25 protein-coding genes and 1 tRNA gene are annotated in these 20,125 nt (G+C 63.0%); 15 read left to right on the top strand and 11 right to left on the bottom strand.

The genetic code is table 11. The features are described from left to right. Nucleotides 1-59 precede the first annotated feature (59 nt). Entirely contained in the window at nt 60-674 is a 615-nt protein-coding gene (locus V1283_RS38205) for a ribonuclease D (RefSeq protein WP_334391734.1), read from the bottom strand. Between V1283_RS38205 and V1283_RS38200 the strand changes: the two genes are divergently transcribed. Beyond that, the gene (locus tag V1283_RS38200; protein ID WP_334391733.1) at nt 667-843 is read left to right on the top strand and encodes a hypothetical protein; all 177 of its coding nucleotides are present in this window, start codon (nt 667-669) and stop codon (nt 841-843) included. The genes V1283_RS38205 and V1283_RS38200 overlap by 8 nt on opposite strands. 1 nt (nt 844) lies before the next feature. Here V1283_RS38200 and V1283_RS38195 read toward each other — a convergent pair whose 3' ends face one another. Continuing rightward, on the bottom strand, nt 845-1,234 hold the full coding sequence (locus V1283_RS38195; protein WP_334391732.1) for a DUF4267 domain-containing protein: 390 nt from the start codon (nt 1,232-1,234) through the stop codon (nt 845-847). A gap of 129 nt (nt 1,235-1,363) precedes the next feature. Here V1283_RS38195 and V1283_RS38190 point away from each other — a divergent pair, with 129 nt between their 5' ends. After that, nucleotides 1,364-1,948, top strand: coding sequence for a TetR/AcrR family transcriptional regulator (locus tag V1283_RS38190; protein ID WP_334391731.1), 585 nt, complete (start codon nt 1,364-1,366; stop codon nt 1,946-1,948). Between the two features lie 68 nt (nt 1,949-2,016). On the opposite strand, the gene V1283_RS38185 is transcribed toward V1283_RS38190, so the two are convergent. Continuing rightward, a complete protein-coding gene (locus V1283_RS38185; RefSeq protein ID WP_334391730.1) occupies nt 2,017-2,175 on the bottom strand; it encodes a hypothetical protein in 159 nt (52 codons plus the stop codon). Nucleotides 2,176-2,366: 191 nt separating this feature from the next. Here V1283_RS38185 and V1283_RS38180 point away from each other — a divergent pair, with 191 nt between their 5' ends. After that, nucleotides 2,367-2,612, top strand: a complete 246-nt coding sequence (locus V1283_RS38180) for a hypothetical protein (RefSeq protein WP_334391729.1) — start codon at nt 2,367-2,369, stop codon at nt 2,610-2,612. 122 nt (nt 2,613-2,734) lie between these two features. On the opposite strand, the gene V1283_RS38175 is transcribed toward V1283_RS38180, so the two are convergent. Further along, a tRNA-Leu gene (locus tag V1283_RS38175) sits at nt 2,735-2,821 on the bottom strand. A gap of 148 nt (nt 2,822-2,969) precedes the next feature. Between V1283_RS38175 and V1283_RS38170 the strand changes: the two genes are divergently transcribed. Beyond that, complete coding sequence (locus V1283_RS38170) at nt 2,970-3,938, top strand: complex I NDUFA9 subunit family protein (protein WP_334391728.1); 969 nt, start codon at nt 2,970-2,972, stop codon at nt 3,936-3,938. A gap of 56 nt (nt 3,939-3,994) precedes the next feature. On the opposite strand, the gene V1283_RS38165 is transcribed toward V1283_RS38170, so the two are convergent. Further along, nucleotides 3,995-4,801, bottom strand: a complete 807-nt coding sequence (locus V1283_RS38165; protein WP_334391727.1) for an undecaprenyl-diphosphate phosphatase — start codon at nt 4,799-4,801, stop codon at nt 3,995-3,997. 177 nt (nt 4,802-4,978) lie between these two features. Here V1283_RS38165 and V1283_RS38160 point away from each other — a divergent pair, with 177 nt between their 5' ends. The 3 genes from V1283_RS38160 (at nt 4,979) to V1283_RS38150 (ending at nt 7,770) form a co-directional block, all read left to right on the top strand. Next, nucleotides 4,979-5,671, top strand: a complete 693-nt coding sequence (locus V1283_RS38160; protein WP_334393327.1) for a glutathione S-transferase family protein — start codon at nt 4,979-4,981, stop codon at nt 5,669-5,671. After that, a complete protein-coding gene (gene queG / locus V1283_RS38155; RefSeq protein WP_334391726.1) occupies nt 5,620-6,816 on the top strand; it encodes a tRNA epoxyqueuosine(34) reductase QueG in 1,197 nt (398 codons plus the stop codon). The genes V1283_RS38160 and queG overlap by 52 nt, the downstream gene beginning before the upstream one ends. Before the next feature lie 147 nt (nt 6,817-6,963). Further along, complete coding sequence (locus V1283_RS38150; protein ID WP_334391725.1) at nt 6,964-7,770, top strand: acyl-CoA thioesterase domain-containing protein; 807 nt, start codon at nt 6,964-6,966, stop codon at nt 7,768-7,770. 99 nt (nt 7,771-7,869) lie between these two features. On the opposite strand, the gene V1283_RS38145 is transcribed toward V1283_RS38150, so the two are convergent. Both V1283_RS38145 and V1283_RS38140 read right to left on the bottom strand, forming a co-directional pair. After that, a complete protein-coding gene (locus V1283_RS38145; protein ID WP_334391724.1) occupies nt 7,870-8,340 on the bottom strand; it encodes a nuclear transport factor 2 family protein in 471 nt (156 codons plus the stop codon). Between the two features lie 175 nt (nt 8,341-8,515). Then, nucleotides 8,516-9,307 (bottom strand): alpha/beta hydrolase, encoded by a 792-nt coding sequence (locus tag V1283_RS38140; RefSeq protein WP_334391723.1) that lies wholly within the window; start codon nt 9,305-9,307, stop codon nt 8,516-8,518. Between the two features lie 222 nt (nt 9,308-9,529). On the opposite strand from V1283_RS38140, the gene infC reads away from it, so the two are divergent. Beyond that, nucleotides 9,530-10,069, top strand: a complete 540-nt coding sequence (gene infC / locus V1283_RS38135; RefSeq protein WP_057849055.1) for a translation initiation factor IF-3 — start codon at nt 9,530-9,532, stop codon at nt 10,067-10,069. Between the two features lie 117 nt (nt 10,070-10,186). Here the strand turns inward: infC and V1283_RS38130 are convergent, their stop codons facing one another. Next, on the bottom strand, nt 10,187-11,407 hold the full coding sequence (locus V1283_RS38130) for a ubiquinone biosynthesis hydroxylase (RefSeq protein ID WP_334391722.1): 1,221 nt from the start codon (nt 11,405-11,407) through the stop codon (nt 10,187-10,189). 198 nt (nt 11,408-11,605) lie between these two features. Here V1283_RS38130 and tesB point away from each other — a divergent pair, with 198 nt between their 5' ends. After that, nucleotides 11,606-12,466 carry an acyl-CoA thioesterase II gene (tesB, locus tag V1283_RS38125; protein WP_334391721.1) on the top strand — a complete coding sequence of 287 codons (861 nt, stop codon included), beginning with the start codon at nt 11,606-11,608 and terminating at the stop codon, nt 12,464-12,466. Nucleotides 12,467-12,469: 3 nt separating this feature from the next. Here the strand turns inward: tesB and V1283_RS38120 are convergent, their stop codons facing one another. Next, nucleotides 12,470-13,354 (bottom strand): DUF4339 domain-containing protein, encoded by an 885-nt coding sequence (locus V1283_RS38120; RefSeq protein WP_334391720.1) that lies wholly within the window; start codon nt 13,352-13,354, stop codon nt 12,470-12,472. 247 nt (nt 13,355-13,601) lie between these two features. On the opposite strand from V1283_RS38120, the gene V1283_RS38115 reads away from it, so the two are divergent. The 5 genes from V1283_RS38115 (at nt 13,602) to V1283_RS38095 (ending at nt 18,064) form a co-directional block, all read left to right on the top strand. Next, nucleotides 13,602-13,940 carry a P-II family nitrogen regulator gene (locus tag V1283_RS38115; protein ID WP_028348351.1) on the top strand — a complete coding sequence of 113 codons (339 nt, stop codon included), beginning with the start codon at nt 13,602-13,604 and terminating at the stop codon, nt 13,938-13,940. A gap of 81 nt (nt 13,941-14,021) precedes the next feature. Further along, the gene (locus V1283_RS38110) at nt 14,022-15,329 is read left to right on the top strand and encodes an ammonium transporter (protein ID WP_334391719.1); all 1,308 of its coding nucleotides are present in this window, start codon (nt 14,022-14,024) and stop codon (nt 15,327-15,329) included. A gap of 308 nt (nt 15,330-15,637) precedes the next feature. Next, complete coding sequence (locus V1283_RS38105) at nt 15,638-15,976, top strand: P-II family nitrogen regulator (protein WP_007598642.1); 339 nt, start codon at nt 15,638-15,640, stop codon at nt 15,974-15,976. Between the two features lie 38 nt (nt 15,977-16,014). Then, nucleotides 16,015-17,463: an ammonium transporter gene (locus V1283_RS38100; protein ID WP_334391718.1), complete on the top strand. Its 1,449-nt coding sequence runs from the start codon at nt 16,015-16,017 to the stop codon at nt 17,461-17,463. 196 nt (nt 17,464-17,659) lie between these two features. Beyond that, nucleotides 17,660-18,064 (top strand): GFA family protein, encoded by a 405-nt coding sequence (locus V1283_RS38095; protein ID WP_334391717.1) that lies wholly within the window; start codon nt 17,660-17,662, stop codon nt 18,062-18,064. Nucleotides 18,065-18,076: 12 nt separating this feature from the next. Here V1283_RS38095 and V1283_RS38090 read toward each other — a convergent pair whose 3' ends face one another. Further along, the gene (locus V1283_RS38090) at nt 18,077-18,490 is read right to left on the bottom strand and encodes a type II toxin-antitoxin system VapC family toxin (protein WP_334391716.1); all 414 of its coding nucleotides are present in this window, start codon (nt 18,488-18,490) and stop codon (nt 18,077-18,079) included. Further along, the gene (locus tag V1283_RS38085) at nt 18,487-18,723 is read right to left on the bottom strand and encodes an AbrB/MazE/SpoVT family DNA-binding domain-containing protein (protein WP_334391715.1); all 237 of its coding nucleotides are present in this window, start codon (nt 18,721-18,723) and stop codon (nt 18,487-18,489) included. Before V1283_RS38085 ends, V1283_RS38090 begins: the two co-directional genes overlap by 4 nt. Before the next feature lie 169 nt (nt 18,724-18,892). Here V1283_RS38085 and V1283_RS38080 point away from each other — a divergent pair, with 169 nt between their 5' ends. After that, nucleotides 18,893-20,116 carry an aminotransferase class I/II-fold pyridoxal phosphate-dependent enzyme gene (locus V1283_RS38080; protein ID WP_334391714.1) on the top strand — a complete coding sequence of 408 codons (1,224 nt, stop codon included), beginning with the start codon at nt 18,893-18,895 and terminating at the stop codon, nt 20,114-20,116. Nucleotides 20,117-20,125 lie beyond the last annotated feature (9 nt).

The following is a 20,125-nucleotide window of genomic DNA, read 5'->3' as shown; positions in this document are numbered from 1 at the left end:
CTATGAGTGTGACCGAAACGGGGCGGAGGCAGGCACCCCGGCGCTTCAAATGGTCCCGGTCACGAATGCGCGAAGATGTCCTCGGCCTCCCAGCCGCCGAGATCGAGCTTGGCCCGGGCCGGCAGGAAGTCGAAACAGGCCTGCGCCAGCTCGTTGCGGCCTTCGCGCGCGAGCATGGCGTCGAGCCGCTCGCGCAAGGCATGCAGATGCAGCACGTCGGACGCGGCATAGGCAAGCTGCGCCTCGCTGAGGCTCGACGACCCCCAGTCGCTCGACTGCTGCTGCTTCGACAGGTCGATGTTGAGGACCTCGCGCACCAGGTCCTTCAGGCCGTGCCGGTCGGTATAGGTGCGGGTCAGCCGTGAGGCGATCTTGGTGCAATAAACCGGCTGCGGCATCACGCCAAAGGTGTTGTAGAGCGCGGCGAGATCGAAGCGCGCGAAGTGAAAGATCTTCGTGATGGCAGGATTGGCCAGCAGCGCCTTCAGGTTCGGCGCATCGGTGTGGCCCTTGGGAATCTGGATGACATCGGCGCTGCCGTCGCCGTTCGACATTTGCACCACGCAGAGCCGGTCGCGATGCGGGTTGAGCCCCATGGTCTCGGTATCGATCGCCACCGAATCCTTATAGCGGGACAAATCGGGCAGATCGCCACGATGCAGGCGGATGGTCATGAAGGAAAGCCTCGTGTCTCAGGTCGATTCGACGGAAACACTAGCGCCCAAACCCGCGCGAGGCGAGCGGCTGGCTGCCGCCAAAGCCGCGAAGAAGGGCTTTTCGCAGCGGTTTTTTGGCCTCAGGCGGATGGCTGTTTTGCGCGAAGCGCTTTCGGATCGCGCATGAACTAGCTCCTGCCCGCGGCCACCCGTCGCCACGCCAGCGCGGCGGTGACGGCGATCAGCACCAGCGCAAGCGGGTGAAAGACCGGCGGGGTTACGCCACTCGAAGACAGCACCGTCATATCGAACACCGGCAGGGCCGCCGTCACGGTCAGGAGGATGGCGAGCGGGGTCCATTGCCGCGTGAGCAGGAATATCGCGCCGGTGATGACGATGACGAGATTGCGCGACAGGTAGACACGATAGAACAGGCTGCCGGCGGCATCGACAACCGGCGCGCCGAAGCGGGCTGACGCCTGTTCCGGCGCGATCAAGCCACGCAATGACAGGGCCGCGAAGGCCAGTAACAGCAGTGCGGTCGCAACAATTGCCGCAACGTCCAGCGACCTCTTCATCGAGACCCCTCCCACTCGGCGCTCGGAAAATCGCTGAAGCCACGGATGGATCAACGGTTTTCGAAATATATATGTTAACCTACATATTATGAAGGTCGACATACTTATTTGCAATTGATATTTTTACGCATGACAAAAGCTACTGATTCCAAAGCGAAAACACTGACCGCTGCGGTCAAGCTGTTTCGCCAGCAGGGCTATCACGGCACCGCGCTGCACGACATCCTGGCGGCCGGAGGGGCGCCGCGCGGGTCGCTGTATTTTCATTTCCCGAAGGGCAAGGAGGAGATTGGCGCAGCCGCACTGTCGCTCATCGGTGAAGCCGTGCGTCAGGCCATCGTCCAGGCCGTCGAAAAATCCGACAACGCCGAAAGCTTTCTGGTCCGCATCGTCCGCGGCATGGCGTCGGATCTTGAACGTTCCGACTATAGGGAAGGTTGCCCAATCGCGACCACGGCACTCGAAACCGCGGCGCAATCCGAAGTGCTGGGCGCTGCAACCCGCACCGCATTCCAGAAATGGGAACTGGAGATCAAACGCGGGCTATTCCGCTTCGGCCTGACTTCGGGCGACGCCGATCTGGTCGCCACGATGGTCCTCAGCCAGCTCGAAGGCGCGCTGTTACTGGCGCGAACCTATCGCAGCCTGGCGCCGATCCAGCGCGCAGAGGAAGCGGTGAAGCTGCTGGCGCGCGCAACACAAAGCGCGAACTGAATCCCGCGATTGTTTGGCATCGAACCAATGAAATTTCATTGGGCGCTTGAAGTAATGGCCCGCGACGCTCAGGCCGTCTTCTCTTCGGATGATTTCGGCGGCTGAAGCCCCGGGCTATTCGCCCAGCGGTCGAGGTTTTCGATGACGTTGGCGTGGCTCGGCCGCCGGGGAGGCGGCGGTTTCTGCTCTTCGGACAGCTTGCGTGGCAGCTTGATGTTCTCGGTCATGGCCGTGCTCCATGCTGGAGATTATGCGCCCGCGCAGACCGTAAATCAACCATTAACACATTGTTTTTACTACGGTATTTAGCTAAATTGGTGCTGGAATCGCGTCTGGAGGAACCAGCGCCAAGGGCAAGCGTTGAGTAAACTACTCAATCATCTCATTTTGGGTCGTTCTGACAATCTGGATCATTCCGATGTCTGATATGCGCGGTGAACGGTTACAGGTGATGCTGTCGCCCGAGGAGCTGACAGCAGTCGACGATTTCCGCTTCAAGCACCGGATGCCGACGCGGGCGGCCGCCGTGCGTGAGCTGTTGAAGCTGGGACTAACGGTCCTTGCGACCGACGGCGGCGGCCGGATGAAATCCAGCAACTACGGCGTGTTCAGCCGCAGTCCGGATGGACATACGTCCGGCTCCGATCCGGAGACGGCGGCTTAGGGTCGGCGATCATTTTCGCAGCGTCGCGGTCGCGGCCCGTTCGCACTTTAAAAGAAGAAAGCTTCCGCGCCGCGCGCCCGGCATCGCCGCCAGGCGGCATCTCACTGGTTTGGGCATGGGCATGGTGCCCAGGAAAGGACTCGAACCTTCACGGCCGTTAAGCCACTGGCACCTGAAGCCAGCGCGTCTACCAATTCCGCCACCTGGGCCCGGGCGGGTTAGTAAGGATCGGTCACGCGCTTGTCAAATCGCTTCAATGCCACCCAAATACGCTGTACAGCGAAGCCGTGTTGGCGTATCGCGAATCCGCTAAATCCAACCGATATCTCTCGAATTCGACCCGCGCAGGAATTGACCATGGCATCGAACCTGGAAACGCTCGTCACGGTTTTTGGCGGATCGGGTTTTCTGGGACGAAACGTGGTGCGGGCGCTGGCCAAGCGCGAGTACCGGATCAGGGTGGCGGTGCGGCGGCCGGAACTGGCCGGGCACCTGCAGCCGCTCGGCCGGGTTGGCCAGATCCACGCCGTGCAGGCCAATTTGCGCTATCCGGCTTCCGTCGAGGCGGCGATGCGCGATTCCCACGTCGCGATCAACCTGGTCGGCACCCTGACCGAAAGCGGCGCGCAGACGTTTGACGCCGTACAGGCCAAAGGGGCCGAGACGATCGCCAGGACTGCCGCCGCTACCGGCGCGCGGATGGTGCATGTATCCGCCATCGGCGCCGACGAGAACTCGCCCTCGGCCTATAGCCGCGCCAAGGCGGCCGGTGAGCAGGCCGTGCTGGTGGCCGTGCCATCGGCCACCATCCTGCGGCCGTCGCTATTGTTCGGCCCCGAGGATCAATTCACCAACCGCTTCGCATCACTCGCCCGGATATCGCCCTTCCTGCCGCTGATCGGCGGCGGGGTCACCCGGATGCAGCCGGCCTACGTCGCCGACGTCGCCGCCGCGGTTGCCGATGCCGTCGACGGCAAGACGAAACCCGGCGCAACTTACGAGCTCGGCGGCCCGGAAGTGCTGACCATGCGCGAGATCATGGAAATCATTCTCAAGATCACCGAGCGCAAGCGGATGCTGATTTCGTTGCCGTGGGGACTGGCAAGGCTGCAGGCAGTGTTTTTGCAGTTCGCGCCGGGACCGTTGAAGCTGACGCCGGACCAGGTGGCGCTGCTGCAGGCGGACAATGTGGTGTCTGACGCCGCCAAGGCCGCGGGCCTGACGCTGGAGGGGCTCGGCATCACGCCGGAATCGATGCAGGCGATCGCCCCGCAATATCTCTGGCGCTTCCGCGCCGCCGGGCAGTTTCAAAGGAAGAGCGCTTAGCTTTCGTCGTCCCGGCTAAGCGGCGCGCAACAGACAGGGACGACGAAAGCGAAACTTTATCGCCCCAGCGCCAGCGCGATCAGGCCGAGCGTGCCGATGATGACGCGCCACCACGCAAAGAACGTGAACCCGTGGCGTGTGACGTAGTTCAGGAACGTCCTCACCACGATGATTGCCGTGATGAACGACACCACGAATCCGATCGCGATGACGCCGATGTGGTCGATCGTCATCTCGCCGCGGTTCTTGTAGAAATCATAGGCGAATGCGCCAATCATCGTGGGGATCGCGAGAAAGAACGAGAACTCCGCCGCCGATCGCTTGTCGGCGCCGAGCAGCATCGCCGCCACGATGCTGGCGCCGGAGCGCGACACGCCGGGGATCATCGCGACGCATTGCGCGATGCCGATCCACAGATACATCAGCAGCGGATAGCGCGTGGCGTCGTCCTCGTGCGGCTTGAGATCGAGCTGATCGACCCACAGCAGGATCGCACCGCCGACGATCAGCGTGAAACACACCACCCACGGATTGAACAGCAGCTCCTTGATGTATTTGCCGACAGCCAGGCCAACGACGACCGCCGGCAGGAACGCCACCAGAACGCCGATCACGAACCGGCGGTCGTCGGGGTTGGTGAACATGCCGAGCGCCACGCGCCACAGCTTGCCGAAATACAGCACGACGATGGCAAGGATCGCGCCGAGCTGAATCAGGATCACAAAGCTCTGCCAGAAGGCGCCCTCGCCAAGGCCGAAGAAGCGCTGCGCCAGCAGCATGTGGCCGGTGGAGGAAACGGGTAGAAATTCCGTGATACCCTCGATGATGCCGAGAATCACCGCTTTCACTGCATCCGACATCATGGTGTTGGTCCATTTTGACTGGAAAAGCCGCGCTCTTCTCGCCTATTCGCCCCCATGCCGCAATCGCAAAAAAACGTCAGAACACCATTGTCTCGCGCGTTTGCTTGGCTAGTGTCCCGATTCGCTTGACGCGGTTTGAGGGTTCCTTTGGTCGCCGCGATTTTACCCTGGGATTTCATGTACACGCTCTATCATCATCCGTTCTGCCCGCATTCGCGCTTCATTCGCCTCGCGCTGGGCGAACACGGCCTCGACCTGCGCCTGGTGGAAGAGCGGTCCTGGGAGCGGCGTGAAGGGTTTCTCGTGCTCAATCCCGCGGCCGCCACGCCGGTCTTGATGGCCGAGGGCTTTCCGCCGATCCCGGGCGCCGGGATCATCGCCGAATATCTCGACGAGACGCACGGCCTGGAGGCGGGCGAGCGGCGGCTGTTGCCGGCCTCGATGGCTGAACGTGTCGAGGTGCGCCGGCTGATGGCGTGGTTCAACGAGAAATTCTTCGAAGAGGTGTCGAACCCGCTGGTGACCGAGCGCATCTACAAGCGCTTCATGAGCGAGGAGAATGGCGGCGGGGCGCCGTCGACCGACGTTATCCGCGCGGCCAAGGTCAATGTGCGCTATCATCTGGCTTATATCGGCTGGCTGGCGCAGACCCGGAATTTCCTCGCCGGCGACCGGCTGACCTACGCGGATCTCGCCGCCGCGGCGCATCTTTCGGCGATCGACTATCTGGGCGATGTGCCATGGCACGAGGACGAGGCGGCAAAGGCGTGGTACGCGCGGGTGAAATCCCGCCCGTCGTTCCGCCCGCTGCTCAGCGAATGGCTGGCGGGCGTGCCGGCCTCGCGCACCTATGTGGACCTCGACTTCTGAACGAGGCGGTCAAACTCTCCGGCACCGATCTGAAGGCCGCGCTCGCACGCGAAGCGGAGACGCTCGGGTTCGATTGCCTCGGGGTGACCGATCCCGACGCGGTCGGCAACGCCGGAAAATATTTTCGCGAATTCCTCGAGGCCGGCGCGCATGGCGACATGGACTGGCTCGCGGCGCAGCCGGAACGGCGGATGGATCCGCGCGTGCTGTGGCCCGGCGTGCGCTCGATCATCATGCTCGGCGTCAACTACGGCCCGGCCGAAAATCCGCTCGCGCTTCTTGCGAAGCGAACGCGCGGCGCGATCTCCGCCTACGCGCAGGGCGACGACTACCACGACGTCATCAAGAAGCGTTTGAAGGCGCTGGCGCGGTGGCTGGTGGCGGCGTCAGGCGAAGAAGTAAAAGTGTTCATCGATACCGCAGCCGTGATGGAAAAGCCGCTGGCACAGGCGGCGGGCCTCGGCTGGCAAGGCAAGCACACTAATCTGGTCTCGCGCGAATTCGGCTCGTGGCTGTTTCTCGGCGCGATCTTTTCCGCATCCGACCTGCCGCGCGACGCGGCTGACGCTGACCACTGCGGCTCCTGCAATGCCTGCCAGGAGATCTGCCCGACCGCGGCGTTCCCCGCGCCCTACAAGCTCGATGCGCGGCGCTGCATCTCGTACCTGACCATCGAGAACAAGGGACCTATTCCGCACGAATTCCGCAAGGGTATCGGCAACCGCATCTATGGCTGCGACGATTGTCTCGCCGTATGCCCGTGGAACAAATTTGCGCAGGAAGGCCGCGAAGCAAAGCTGGCCGCACGTGCGGAATTGCAGGCGCCTTCGCTTTCCGAGCTGGCGCGGCTCGACGACGCCGCGTTCCGCGCGCTGTTTTCGAAATCGCCGGTCAAGCGCATCGGCCGCGACCGCTTTGTCCGCAACGTGCTGATCGCGATTGGCAACGCCGACGATGCATCGCTGGCGCCGGCGGCCGAACGATTGCTGGACGATGCAAGCCCGCTGGTGCGCGGCGCGGCCGTATGGGCGCTGTCGCAGTTGGTCGAGCGGGAGCAATTTGACGCGCTGGCTGCAAAGGCGACGGGCAGCGAGACGGATGACGACGTGCGCGCGGAGTGGCACGTTGCTAGACCCTCATCCTGAGGAGCCTGCGCAGCAGGCTTCTCGAAGGACGAGGCCACTAGCCGCGCCGCATGGTTCGAGACGGCGCTTTGCGCCTCCTCACCATGAGGAATCCACACATCTCCTGCCCTTGATTTCACGCATCCAAATCCGTCATGGTCGCCCGCCATGACAAAAAACCAGCCGTTCTTCACCCACGACCGCGACAGAGATACTTTCATGCCCACGCCCGTCTCCAACGGCCCGTGGGACCTGAATTCGCTGCACGGCCGCGTCGTCATCGGCCTGCTCGCCCACGTGATCGAGCAGCGCCACGGCTCCGACGATTTCGTGCCGGCGCGGCTCACCGTCGACATGTTCCGCCTGCCCAACACCACGATGCTGATCGAGGTTACGACAAAACTCGTGCGCGACGGCAAGCGCATCAAGGTGGTGGAGGCCGAGTTCATCAGTGGCGGCACCAGCATGGCGCGCGCTTCCTGCCAGTTATTGCGCAAGACGGAAAACGCGCCGGGCAATGTCTGGTCGCCGCCGAACTGGGACGTGCCGAAACCGTCGGACATTCCAAAGCCGACCGATCCCCGGCTTGGCATGAACGGCAAATGGACCACGCGGCCGATCACAGGCCACATGGGCGCGCTCGGGCCCCGCCGGCTGTGGATGAGCGAGGTGCGCGCACTGGTCGAGGGCATCCCGATGTCGCCCTTCGTGCATGTCGCCACCGGCGCGGATTTCGCCAGCCCCTTCGCCAATGCCGGCGATCAGGGGCTCGGCTACATCAACAGCGACGTCACGCTCTATCTGCACCGGCTTCCGGTGACGCCATGGGTCGGCTTCGACGTGGTCAACCACCACGCCACCGACGGCATCGCCATCGGCGAATGCTGGCTCTATGATGAACAAGGCCCGATCGGGACCTCCACGGTGGCGGCGCTCGCGCAGCGCAAGCCGATGACCAACGTGCCGCCGCCGTAATTTCTTCGCGTCGTTCCGGGGCATCGCGCAGCGATGAACCCGGAACCTCGAGATTCCGGGTTCGATGCTTTGCATCGCCCCGGAATGACGGCTGCGCCGTCACTCCGCCAGATGCCGCTTCATCTCCGGCCGCGCCTTCAGCGCCGCGCCCTGCTTGGCAACGATCTTGGCAATACGCGCCGGCGCAAACTTGATGTCGACGAAGGCCGGCGCAGTGTTGGCGACCTCGTGGTACTCCGTGATCTTGCCGTCGCGCAGCCGCATGATCGCAACACCTTCGAACATCGCGCGCGCCCCTTCCGCCTCCGGCAGCGTCGAACGGTAGCTGAAGGTGTAGCGCGCATAGAGCGTCTCGCCGTCGCTGACGGGACCGTGCATGTCCCAGCGAAAATCGGTGGCCGTGCGATAGAACCAGTCCTCGATCATCCCGGCGATTTTCGCGCGGCCCTCGAACGCGCCGTAGAACACGTCGTGATAGACGCCGTCCTCGGTGAACAGTTCCGAGAAAGCCTTGCCGTTGCGCTGTTCGACGGCGTCGCAGAAGGCGCGGAGCATGGTGGATGGGTTCATGGCGTTGTCTCCCCGGTCGCATTTTCTTTCCCTCTCCCCTTGTGGGAGAGGGTGGATCGAATGAGCGTCAGCTCATTCGAGACGGGTGAGGGGTCTGTCTCCGCGGATAGAGACCCCTCATCTGCCCTCGCTCTTGCGAGGGCACCTTCTCCCACAAGGGGAGAAGGAAGAAAGATCACCCCATCTCCGCCACCGCCGCCATAATCCTCGCGATATCCTGCGGGCGCGACAGGCGGTGGTCGCCGTCCTGGATCATGGTCAGCACCACGTCCTCGGCCGGCAGGCGGTGCGCCAGCGCGAAAGCGTGCTGCCAGGGCACGTCGGGGTCCTGCGCGCCCTGCAGGATGCGCACCGGGCATCCGACTTCGATGGCGCTGCCGAGCAGGAGATGGTTGCGACCCTCCTCGATCAGCGCGCGCGTGATCGGATAGGGCGCGCCGTCGCCATACTCCGACGGCCGCATCCACACGCCCTGGGTCCTGATCTCCTCGCGGACCTCGTCGGAGAATGCGTTCCACATCAAGAGCTCGGTGAAGTCGGGCGCCGGCGCGATCAGGACCAGGCCGGCGAGCGCAGCCGCCGCCTCGCGGTTGGCGATCGCGCGCGCCAGCAGCAGCGCCATCCAGCCGCCCATCGACGAGCCGATCACGACCTGCGGCCCCCGGCAGAACTGCTCAAACACGGCGATACCCTCTTCCAGCCAGCGTCCGATGGTGCCGTCGATGAACGCGCCGCCTGATTCGCCATGGCCGGAATAATCGAACCTGGTGCAGGCCCGGCCATGTTCCGCAGCCCAGGCGTCCAGCGCCAAGGCCTTGGTGCCCCGCATATCGGAATTGAAGCCACCGAGCCAGAACAGCCCGGGCCCGCAGCCGGCACGGGCCCGCACGGCAATCCTGCGGCGGGCATCGCCCTCCCCCACCTCGATAAAGGTCGGTTCCTGGTCGATTGTTGCTGAATTGGTCATGGATCTGTCACCCTCGCCGGCTGCTTTGTCCGTGGTCGCACTTCATCGGTCAAGCACGGCCGGACTTTGCTTGCGCATCGGGCCGCCGAGCTATATTTGCCTGAAGTGACCGAAATGCCTCGCATTTGACGGTTTTCAGGCGCAGTGAGCGAGTTCGCTTGCTGTATTCAGCATATTGCTTCAAACTACGGCCCTTCCTTTCACAACTTTGGAGAACTACCCATTCGCCGTCCCAACAGAGCCCCGCCCGCTGCAACCAAAGACGGGCCGCGCACCAATGATGATATCCGCAACGCACAGATCCAGCTGATCGATCAGACCGGCCTCAACCACGGAACAGTCGAAACCGTGGTGGCCATCAAGATGGCGCTTGAGGCGGGCATGGATCTCGTCGAGATTTCGCCGAACAACAATCCTCCCGTTTGCAAGATTATGGACTACGGGAAGTTCAAGTATTCGGCACAGAAGAAAGCCGCCGAGGCGCGCAAGAAGCAGAAGATCGTCGAGATCAAGGAGATCAAGCTGCGGCCGATGATCGACGATCACGATTACGACGTGAAGATGCGCGCGATGCAGCGGTTCTTCGAGGAAGGCGACAAGGTCAAGATCACCTTGCGCTACCGTGGCCGCGAAATGGCGCACCAGGAAATCGGCACCAAGCTTCTGGACAAGGTCAAGGCCGACGTCGCCGAGTTCGCCAAGGTCGAGCAGGACGCACGTTTCGAAGGCCGCCAGGTCGTGATGGTGCTGGCGCCGCGCTAATACGAGTTACTGGAATTGAGAGCGGCCCGTCGGATGATCTGGCGGGCCGTTTTCGTTTTCCCGTAGCCCGGATGGAGCCAACGGGTCGCGCGAATGCGCCCGATGGCTACATCCGGGCTACAACGCCTCGCCCTTCAACAGCCGCGGCACTTCGCCGGACAAACCCGCGGCCTGGCGGATGAACAGGCTCTTGAGCGGCGGCGCGCGATCGACGAGGCCGAGCCCGATATCGCGCACGGTGCGCAACAAGGTCGATTCGTTCGAGAACAGGAAGTTCAGCGAATTGGTCGCAAGCCCCATCGCCATGGTGTCGAAGCGCCGCCAACGCTGGTAGCGATCGAGCACATCGGCCTGCCCGGGATCGATGCCGAGCCGCGCCGCATCGACCACCACTTCGGCCAGCGCCGCGACGTCCTTCAGGCCCATGTTGAGGCCCTGCCCAGCGATCGGATGAATGACGTGCGCGGCGTCGCCGACCAGCGCCAGCCGCTCGGCGATGAATGAACGCGCGACGAAATAGCCGAGCGGAAACGCGCGCGGCTTGTCGAGCGCCTTGATCTCGCCGAGGTGCAGGCCGAAGCGCTTCTCGAGTTCATCGTGGAACTCGGCTTCGCCGAGCGCGGTGATGCGCGCGGCCTCGCCGCGGCTCTCGGTCCACACCAGCGACGAGCGTTTTCCGGTCAGCGGCAGGATCGCGAACGGACCCGCCGGGAGAAAATGCTCTTCAGCGCGGCCATGATGGTCCCGCTCATGACCCACGGTGACGACGATGCCGGATTGATCGTAGTCCCAGCCGTGGGTGGCGATGCCGGCCCGCTCGCGCAGTTTTGAGCGCGCGCCGTCAGCGGCGACCAGCAGGCTCGCCTCGATGACATTGCCGTCCGCGAGCGTCACGGTGACGCCATCGGAACGTGAATCGTAGGTGGAAACCGCCGTAGCCCGGAGATCGATGCCTTCAGCCTCGGCACGCGCAACCAGCACATCGATCAGACGGCGGTTTTCGACCATGTGGGCGAAGGGTTCGCCAGGTTCGACATCGCCGGCAAAGGTCAGGAACACCGGACGGGTGGCATCCTCCAGTTTGGAATCGGTGACGACCATGTCGAGGATGGCTTGGGAGTCGGCGGCCACCTGGTCCCAGACGCCGAGCGCCCCGAACAACCGCCGGCACGCGGCCACAATGGCGGTCGCCCGCGGATCGCGGCTCGGCCGCACCGCCAGGGCCGGATCGGCCACAATGACAGGAATATCCGCGCCGAGGCCCTGGCGGAACGCCAGCGCCAGCGCCAGCCCGGCAAAGGCGCCGCCGCAGATGACAATGCTTCGCTGTGCCGCCATGCGATCCTTGCCCGGTTACGTCATCAGACTACGCTTGCTACCTGATAATAGCTGGGCGAAACAGAGCCGAGAAACAAGGCTTATATCACCCCGTCATTCCGGGGCACGCGCCAGCGTGAACCCGGAATCTTGAGATTCCGGGTTTGATGCTTCGCATCGCCCCGGAATGACGCAAAATGTTCGACCGAAAGCACTCCCATGTCCAAGGGTTTGATTGACCTGATTTCCATTCTCGATCTCGAACAGCTCGAGGTGAACCTGTTCCGAGGCAACAGCCCGAAGACGAGCTGGCAGCGGGTGTTCGGCGGCCAGGTGATCGGGCAAGCCATGGTGGCGGCATGCCGCACCGTCGAGGGCCGCCTGCCGCATTCAATCCATTGCTATTTCATCCTGCCCGGCGATCCGCAGATCCCGATCATCTACCAGGTCGAACGCCTGCGCGACGGCAAGAGCTATTCGACCCGTCGCGTCACCGCGATCCAACATGGCAACGCCATCTTCTCGATCATGGTGTCGTTCCATGCGGAAGAGGAAGGCGCGTTCAACCATCAGGAAAAGATGCCGGATGTCCCGCCGCCGGAAAAACTCACGGCGGAGGAAGTATCGAAGCAGCCGATGTTCAAGGAGATGCCGGAGTTCATCCGCCGCTATTATGAATCCGATCGCCCGATCGAACTGCGCCCGGTCGAGCTCGGACGTTACTTCGGCCAGACGATCGACGACGGGCGCATCCATGTCTGGATTCGCACCGCCGCCAAGCTGCCCGACGATCCGGCGCTGCATTTGTGCGCGCTGGCCTATGCGTCGGATTTCTCGCTGCTCGATGCGGTGATGGCGCGCTATGGCCGCACGCTGTTCGACAAGCGCATGATGCCGGCCAGCCTCGATCACGCGATGTGGTTTCACCGGCCGTTCCGCGCCGACGAATGGCTGCTCTACGCGCAGGACTCGCCGAGCGCGCAAGACGGCCGCGGATTGACCCGCGGCCTGATCTTCAAGCCCGACGGCACGCTGGTGGCGTCCGTCGCCCAGGAAGGCTCTGTGCGCCAGCGCAAGTAACGCTTAGGCGTTCGCGTGCGCGCCTCGCTCGGCCAAAACAGTCTGCGACGCCAGCCACTGTGACATCCAGCGATACATCCACGGTATCGGGATGATGAAGAAGCTGACGAGAGCCGCCACGATTGCACGCCACAGAAACTCCAGGCCGCTGCCGATGAAGAGGACTTCGCGCCGCGTGCCCTGGATATTGCGGCAAAACCATCGCAGCCAGGCTACGTAAACCCAGGCCCAGCCGATGATGGTGATGACCGAGATGGCCGCAAGAATGGCCCAACCGAGGTAAGCCCAGACCGAGCCGGAGAAACTGAGCTCGAGCGGCTGCCCGTTGGACGCAAGATTCGCGATGAACCATTTGAGAAACAACCAGTACAGGGCCATCTGAACGAGGATCATCAGATTGCTGAGCAACTGGCTACCGATAAAGCCAACGCCAATCATGAGGACGACGAAGCCAAAAAACCAGGGAACGAGCGTCATCGCCTGGCCCTCGAAGCTGAGGTTCGGCCGTCCAGGCACGCGCACGCACGGGACGATCCACTTGATGTACCAGACCAGGACCCACGGTGCGGGGATGATGAAGATAAGACCGAGCAGCAGCACGATACTGCGCCACGTGAACTCCAGGATCCCGAAGTCGATCGACAGCGGACCGCCGCTATAGCTCCCGGCCATTGGCGGCGCGCCGGGATGCGGGACGGACGGCGGGCTTGATCCGCCGGGAACCAGGCCGGGAATTTCTCCGGCTCGCTGCCAGCCCGACATCCCCTCAGTCCAGACCAACGTGTCCGCAGTGACCATGCCCCGGGTAATGAGGTCGCGCAGCTGGGCCTCCGGATAAGGGCCCTGTTGTTGGCCACTGGATGCATAAAACCACGATCGGTTCGACATTTTTGCCCCTTGAGCCGTGGGGAGGGAGAAAGCCGGCGGGATGGCTGGCGGTGAACCCGTATTTTGGCGGACGATCCCACCGCCTGTACAGTGATTGACGTCACCAGCTCCAAATGTTTTCCCCTTCTACTGCAACATTTTTGTGCCATTTGCCCAGAAAGATGCCAGATTTGGGTCGGCAGTGATCCGCCCGGCGGTCTGCCTGCCGAGTGCTCAAAAAATAATCCAGGGAAATGAAGGCCTGACCATGAAACTCGTCGTCGCGATCATCAAACCCTTCAAGCTTGACGAGGTGCGTCAGGCGCTGACGGCCATCGGCGTCCACGGCATGACGGTGACCGAGGTCAAGGGCTACGGCCGCCAGAAGGGCCACACCGAAATCTATCGCGGCGCCGAATATGTCGTGAACTTCCTGCCCAAGCTCCGAATCGAAATCGCGGTCGCCTCCGACGTCGCCGACAAGGCGGTCGAGGTCATTACCGCGAACGCGCGTACCGGGCAGATCGGCGACGGCAAGATCTTCGTGACGCCGATCGACCACGCTCTGCGAATCCGCACCGGCGAGACCGACAGCGACGCGCTCTGAGACATCGCGAAAATTCAAGGCGCGGCGGCAACGACGCCGAACGCGAGAAGTCAAGAAACAACAACAGGCCGGGGGAATTCCATGGGGGCACCATCGTATCGTGCAGCGGGGAAGGCTGCGCTCGTCACGCTTGCGGCGAGCTCGCTCGCAACGCCGGCCCTGGCCGCCGAGACGTCGACCATCAATGCCGCCGACACCGCGTGGATGATCGCCGCCACCGCGCTGGTCTTGATGATGACGATACCGGGCCTGGCGCTGTTCTATTCCGGCATGGTGCGCAAGAAGAACGTACTGGCGACGATGGCGCAGAGCCTTGCGGCCGTTGCGATCATCTCGATCCTGTGGGTGATGTTCGGCTATTCGCTGGCCTTCGTCGGCGATGGTCCGTGGATCGGCACGCTCGATCGCTGGTTCCTGATCGGCATGACGATGGAGAGCGTCAACCCGGCGGCGAAGACGATTCCGGAAGCGCTTTTCATGCTGTACCAGATGACGTTTGCGATCATCACGGTGGCGCTGGTGGCGGGCGCGGTGGCGGACCGGATGCGGTTTTCAGCCTATCTCCTGTTCTCCGTCGGCTGGTTCATGTTCGTCTATGTGCCGCTCGCACACTGGGTATGGGGCGGCGGCTTCCTCGCAACCGCGGGCGTTCTGGATTTCGCCGGCGGTCTGGTCGTGCATCTTTCCGCCGGCGTCGGCGGCCTGGTTGCCGCGACGGTGATCGGCCGGCGTCACGGCTACGGCAGCGAGAACCTCGCGCCGTTCGACCTGTCGCTCGCCGTGATCGGCACCGGATTGTTGTGGGTCGGCTGGTTCGGCTTCAATGGCGGATCGGCGCTGGCCGCGAACTCGCGCGCGGTGATGGCGATCACCGCGACACATCTGGCCGCTTGCGCCGGCGCACTGACCTGGGCCGCGATCGAATGGGCGACCCGGCGCAAGCCGTCGGTGCTCGGCATGATATCAGGCGCGGTCGCGGGCCTCGGAACGATTACACCCGCCTCCGGATTCGTCGCGCCGTGGCACGGCGTCATCATCGGCGTCGTAGCGGGAACGCTTTGTTTCTGGGCCTGCACCTGGCTCAAGCAGCGCTTCAAATATGACGACTCGCTCGACGTGTTCGGCGTCCACGGCATTGGCGGATTGACCGGCACGCTGCTCGCCGGCGTCTTTGCGGTGAACGCGATCGGCGGTACGGCCGGCCTGATCGAGGGCAATCCACAGCAGGTGCTGACCCAGCTCTACGGCATCGCGGCTACTTTCGTGTGGTCCGGCGGCGTCACCTTTGCGCTGCTCAAGCTGGTCGGCGTGTTCGCACCGCTGCGGGTGTCGATGCAGCAGGAGCTGGAAGGCCTCGATATCTCCCAGCACGGCGAAGCGCTGCAATAGGCGCCCACCCCGTCACCACTTTCTTGCACTGCCTCTGGGCAGCGATTTGTGCCGCTGCCCAAGCCTGCTCACGATTTGTGCAAATCTGACTACGCTTTGGGCGCGACCGAATGGCGCAGGAACGTGCAATTCCCGCAAAGGGCGAAAAGGGCCGGATTCATAATCTCTTAGGGAACGGTCCCGATCTGGCACGGCATTTGATTCTAAGGGTACTGGCTGTGCCCGCGTAGTGAACATCTCCGCGTGGTGAATCTCAGTCGAGAACGCCCGGTCCTCGTCTGAACCGGGCCCAAGCGGGGATAGGACCCATGAAAATTGTTATGGCGATCATCAAGCCATTCAAGCTCGAAGAAGTCCGTGATGCCCTGACCGCCATTGGCGTTCATGGTCTCACGGTGACAGAAGTCAAAGGTTATGGCCGCCAGAAGGGCCATACGGAAATCTATCGTGGCGCCGAATACGCCGTGAGCTTCCTGCCCAAGATCAAGATCGAGGTCGCTGTCGCCTCGGATCAGGTCGACAAGACCATCGACGCCATCACCACGGCTGCCAAAACCGGCCAGATCGGCGACGGCAAGATCTTCGTCATCAACCTCGACCATGCGGTACGCATCCGCACGGGTGAGGCGGATGCCGCGGCCCTCTGATTTCGCGCTCAAACCTTACCACTCAGGAGTAAAACCAAATGACGTTTAAACGTCCCTATAGCGCGGGACTGGCGGCCCTCGCAGTCGGCATGTTCGCCGCGACCGCAGCCTACGCCGAACCAACCGTCAACAAGGGCGACAACGCCTGGATGCTGACGTCGACAGTGCTGGTGCTGTTGATGACCATCCCCGGCCTTGCGCTGTTCTATGGCGGTCTCGTCCGCTCCAAGAACATGCTCTCGGTGCTGATGCAGGTTTTCTACACCGTCTGCATCGTCACCCTGCTCTGGGCGCTCTACGGTTACAGCCTCGCCTTCACCGGCGGTTCCGACTTCATCGGCGGCTTCTCCAAAGCCTTCATGATGGGCATCACTACCGATTCGAAGGCAGCGACCTTCTCGGTCGACGCCAACATCTCGGAACTGGTCTATGTCTGCTTCCAGATGACCTTCGCGGCGATCACGCCCGCGCTGATCGTCGGCGCCTTTGCCGAGCGCATGAAGTTCGCGGCAATCGCGCTGTTCATCCCGCTCTGGGTGACGCTGATCTACTTCCCGATCGCGCACATGGTCTGGTACTGGCCCGGTCCGGATGCGATCCAGGATGCCGCCAAGGCGCTCGCCGCGGCGGCTGACGGGGCCGCCAAGACCGCGGCGCAGGCCAAGCTCGACGAGATCAACGCCGACGCCGGCTGGATCTTCAAGAAGGGCGCGATCGACTTCGCCGGCGGCACCGTGGTGCACATCAACGCCGGTATCGCCGGTCTCGTCGGTGCGCTGCTGATCGGCAAGCGCGTCGGCTACGGCAAGGAGCTGATGGCTCCGCACTCGCTGACCATGACCATGATCGGCGCTTCGCTGCTCTGGGTCGGCTGGTTCGGCTTCAACGCCGGATCGAACCTCGAAGCCTCCGGCGGCGCTGCGCTCGCCATGACCAACTCCTTCGTTGCAACCGCAGCGGCGGCGCTGGCCTGGATGTTCGCGGAATGGATCGTCAAGGGCCATCCTTCCGTGCTCGGCGCATTGTCGGGTGCGGTGGCGGGCCTGGTGGCGGTCACGCCCGCGGCCGGCTATTCCGGTCCGATGGGCGCGATCGTGCTCGGTCTCGTGGTCGGCGTCGTCTGCCTGTTCTTCTGCACCGTGGTGAAGAATGCGCTGGGCTATGACGACTCGCTCGACGTGTTCGGCGTCCACTGCATCGGCGGCATCGTCGGCGCCCTCGGCACCGGCATCCTGGTGAATCCGGCCCTCGGTGGCGCGGGTATCATCGACTACACCGCCATTCCGCCGAAGGTCGCCGACTACGACTTCGTTGCGCAGATGACCTCGCAAGTGTGGGGCGTCTGCACCACGCTGGTGTGGTCGGGCATCGGTTCGGCGATCCTCTACAAGGTGGTCGACGTGATCGTCGGCCTGCGCGTCAACGTCGAGACCGAACGTGAAGGCCTCGACGTCACCGAGCACACCGAGCGCGCCTACAACATGTAAGTTCTCCCGGGGGATGATCCCCAAAGGTCATCCCCACAACTCCGGTTCGGGCACATACCCGGCAATGCCCTGACCGTTGAGGGGCTCCAGCGCAAGTTGGAGCCCCTTTCTTTTTGTTGTTTCGCGATCCGAGAAATGATTTGCCAAAACTCCTGCAGGCCGTCGAAAATGGCGGCAACAACAAAGGGAGGACGTCATGAAGCTCGAAGGCGGATGCTATTGCGGCAAGGTGCGCTATGAGGCTGAAGGCGAGCCGATGATGGCGGCGCAGTGCCATTGCCGCGAATGCCAGTACATCTCCGGCGGCGCGCCGAACATGTTCGTGGCGATGCCGGTCAGCGGGTTCAAATACACCGCAAGCCAGCCAAAACAGTTCAGCCGCAGCGACCTCGAGCGCGCCGTGACGCGCGAATTTTGCGCCGAATGCGGCACCCATTTGGTGACCAAGGTGCCTGGATTGCCTGCGGTGGTGCTGAAGGCCGGAACCTTGGACGACCCTGCCCTCTTCAATCCGCAGATGGCGATCTACACGATCGACAAGCAGGCGTTCCACCATGTGCCCGAGGGGATGCCGGCCTTCGAGCGGCTGCCACAGCGGTAGCGCTGCAAGGCGCTACCCTCCGCTCTCCGACGGCGTGATCAGCTCAACTGTCGGGAAATAGGTGCGGTAGCGCCGCGCATCCCGCGTCAAGAGCGGCCGCTGCTCGACCGCGGCGTGAGCGCCGATAAAAAAATCGGACAGTACGCCGGTGCGAACGCCACCCGTCGCGCGGTATCGCAGATTGGCCTTGCCCGCCAGAAAGAGCGCAGTGCGCGGAATCGTCGCCACGCCAATATCCAGATTGCGGAGCATCGCGTCTACATCTTCGACCGTGGAGTAGCGTGTCGAGATCTCAGCGTAGATGACGTTGTTGATAATAAGCGGCCCAGCCGAAGCCGCTTGCTCAAGCTGCTCTTGCGACCAGTCCGCCCATGTCTCACCGTCGGTGACGACGTCCAGAATGACGTTCGAATCGACGAGCGTCATTCCGGCTCGCCGCGCAGGAGAGCCATCAGTTGATCGGTCGTCAGGCCCGGCCCGGCCGATCCGCGCGCTTTGGCAAACTTGCTTGGCGGTCGAGGCCCATCAGCTTTCTCTATCACCACGCCGCCGTCCGCGCTGCGGCGGAAATCCACCCGACTGCCGGGCTGAATTCCCAAATAGTCGCGGACTGGCTTCGGGATTGTCACCTGGCCCTTGCGGGTGACTGTTGTTGCCATCGCTCTCCTCCTGGTAATACCTCGTCCAGATATGGTAATACCGAGCAAATTGTCCAGTCTGACCGATGGTTAATCGCGTCTTAACCTCGCCGTATCTATGGTGGTTTGATGTGTTTCCGGTCGTCGGATAGGTCCCTCGGCCACTCGTGAAAGTGCTGGCGTTTCTAACATGGCAATGACCGCCTCTTCCGGCGTGGCGCAGGGCGCCGGCAGCGTACCTGCCGGTCAGGCCGAGCGCTCGCCGTTTATCCGGACCACCGAGCTGCTGGCACCGTACCAACCAGCCAAGCCATTGATTACACTGTCATTGGGCGAGCCGCAGCACCCGGTCCCGGATTTTGTCGGGCCGGTCCTGGCGAAGCACATCGCTGATTTCGGCCGCTATCCCCTCGCCAAGGGTATCGAGCCGTTCCGGCGGGCCGCCGCGAACTGGCTGTCGACCCGGTTCCAGCTCCCCCGACCGGTCGATCCCGAAAGCGAAATCCTGGTGCTGAGCGGCAGCCGCGAGGGTCTGTTTTTCGCAGCGATCACTGCCGCCCGTTATGTTGGCCCGCGCAAGGGCAAGCCCGCGATCCTGATGCCCAACCCGTTCTATCCGGCCTATGGCGCGGGCGCCCGCGCTGCCGGTTGCGAACTGATCTACCTGCCGACCACGCTCGCCAACGGATTCTTGCCGGATCTCGATGCGCTCGACGAAGCGACGCTGGCCCGAACCGTGGCGATGTTCATCGCCTCACCCGCCAATCCGCAAGGCGCCGTCGCCTCGCGCGACTACTTCATCCGCTTGAAGAAACTCGCCGACCGTCATGGCTTCATGATCCTGAGCGACGAGTGCTATTCGGAAATCTACACCAGGCAGGCGCCGGGCAGCGCGCTGGAAAGCGCCGGGCCCGATTTTACCAACGTCGTTGCGTTCCAGTCGCTGTCGAAGCGCTCGAACCTGCCCGGCATGCGCGTCGGCTTTGCCGCCGGGGACCGAAAGTTTCTCTCAGCCTTTCACGAATTGCGCAATGTGGCCGCACCGCAGGTGCCGGTTCCGCTGCAGCACGTCGCGGTTGCCGCTTATAGCGACGAAGCGCACGTCGAAGAGAACCGCAGGCTTTACCGCATCAAGTTCGACCTCGCCGACCAGATTCTCGGCAGCCGCTACGGCTATATGCGGCCCGCCGGCGGCTTCTGCGTCTGGCTCGACGTATCCGAGCTCGGCGGCGATGAGGCTGTGGCGGTGAAACTCTATCGGGATGCCGGGGTCCGCGTGATCCCCGGAAGTTATCTGTCGCGGCTGCAAAACGACGGCTTCAATCCCGGCGCGGGCTACATCCGTCTCGCGCTGGTCTCAGACAGTGAATCAACGGCCGAGGCACTGCACCGGCTAGTCGAAATTCTGGATTAATCGCAGGGC

Source organism: Bradyrhizobium sp. AZCC 2262 (assembly GCF_036924535.1).
Lineage (GTDB): Bacteria > Pseudomonadota > Alphaproteobacteria > Rhizobiales > Xanthobacteraceae > Bradyrhizobium.
This window is presented reverse-complemented; position numbering and strand designations above follow the sequence as displayed.

Bases quoted from the DNA above. Each gene is read 5' to 3' on its own strand.
- V1283_RS38200 (WP_334391733.1), top strand. From the start codon at position 667: ATGGTCATGAAGGAAAGCCTCGTGTCTCAGGTCGATTCGACGGAAACA.
- V1283_RS38205 (WP_334391734.1), bottom strand. From the start codon at position 674: ATGACCATCCGCCTGCATCGTGGCGATCTGCCCGATTTGTCCCGCTAT.
- V1283_RS38195 (WP_334391732.1), bottom strand. From the start codon at position 1,234: ATGAAGAGGTCGCTGGACGTTGCGGCAATTGTTGCGACCGCACTGCTG.
- V1283_RS38190 (WP_334391731.1), top strand. From the start codon at position 1,364: ATGACAAAAGCTACTGATTCCAAAGCGAAAACACTGACCGCTGCGGTC.
- V1283_RS38185 (WP_334391730.1), bottom strand. From the start codon at position 2,175: ATGACCGAGAACATCAAGCTGCCACGCAAGCTGTCCGAAGAGCAGAAA.
- V1283_RS38180 (WP_334391729.1), top strand. From the start codon at position 2,367: ATGTCTGATATGCGCGGTGAACGGTTACAGGTGATGCTGTCGCCCGAG.
- V1283_RS38170 (WP_334391728.1), top strand. From the start codon at position 2,970: ATGGCATCGAACCTGGAAACGCTCGTCACGGTTTTTGGCGGATCGGGT.
- V1283_RS38165 (WP_334391727.1), bottom strand. From the start codon at position 4,801: ATGATGTCGGATGCAGTGAAAGCGGTGATTCTCGGCATCATCGAGGGT.
- V1283_RS38160 (WP_334393327.1), top strand. From the start codon at position 4,979: ATGTACACGCTCTATCATCATCCGTTCTGCCCGCATTCGCGCTTCATT.
- queG (WP_334391726.1), top strand. From the start codon at position 5,620: ATGGCTGGCGGGCGTGCCGGCCTCGCGCACCTATGTGGACCTCGACTT.
- V1283_RS38150 (WP_334391725.1), top strand. From the start codon at position 6,964: ATGACAAAAAACCAGCCGTTCTTCACCCACGACCGCGACAGAGATACT.
- V1283_RS38145 (WP_334391724.1), bottom strand. From the start codon at position 8,340: ATGAACCCATCCACCATGCTCCGCGCCTTCTGCGACGCCGTCGAACAG.
- V1283_RS38140 (WP_334391723.1), bottom strand. From the start codon at position 9,307: ATGACCAATTCAGCAACAATCGACCAGGAACCGACCTTTATCGAGGTG.
- V1283_RS38130 (WP_334391722.1), bottom strand. From the start codon at position 11,407: ATGGCGGCACAGCGAAGCATTGTCATCTGCGGCGGCGCCTTTGCCGGG.
- tesB (WP_334391721.1), top strand. From the start codon at position 11,606: ATGTCCAAGGGTTTGATTGACCTGATTTCCATTCTCGATCTCGAACAG.
- V1283_RS38120 (WP_334391720.1), bottom strand. From the start codon at position 13,354: ATGTCGAACCGATCGTGGTTTTATGCATCCAGTGGCCAACAACAGGGC.
- V1283_RS38115 (WP_028348351.1), top strand. From the start codon at position 13,602: ATGAAACTCGTCGTCGCGATCATCAAACCCTTCAAGCTTGACGAGGTG.
- V1283_RS38110 (WP_334391719.1), top strand. From the start codon at position 14,022: ATGGGGGCACCATCGTATCGTGCAGCGGGGAAGGCTGCGCTCGTCACG.
- V1283_RS38105 (WP_007598642.1), top strand. From the start codon at position 15,638: ATGAAAATTGTTATGGCGATCATCAAGCCATTCAAGCTCGAAGAAGTC.
- V1283_RS38100 (WP_334391718.1), top strand. From the start codon at position 16,015: ATGACGTTTAAACGTCCCTATAGCGCGGGACTGGCGGCCCTCGCAGTC.
- V1283_RS38095 (WP_334391717.1), top strand. From the start codon at position 17,660: ATGAAGCTCGAAGGCGGATGCTATTGCGGCAAGGTGCGCTATGAGGCT.
- V1283_RS38090 (WP_334391716.1), bottom strand. From the start codon at position 18,490: ATGACGCTCGTCGATTCGAACGTCATTCTGGACGTCGTCACCGACGGT.
- V1283_RS38085 (WP_334391715.1), bottom strand. From the start codon at position 18,723: ATGGCAACAACAGTCACCCGCAAGGGCCAGGTGACAATCCCGAAGCCA.
- V1283_RS38080 (WP_334391714.1), top strand. From the start codon at position 18,893: ATGGCAATGACCGCCTCTTCCGGCGTGGCGCAGGGCGCCGGCAGCGTA.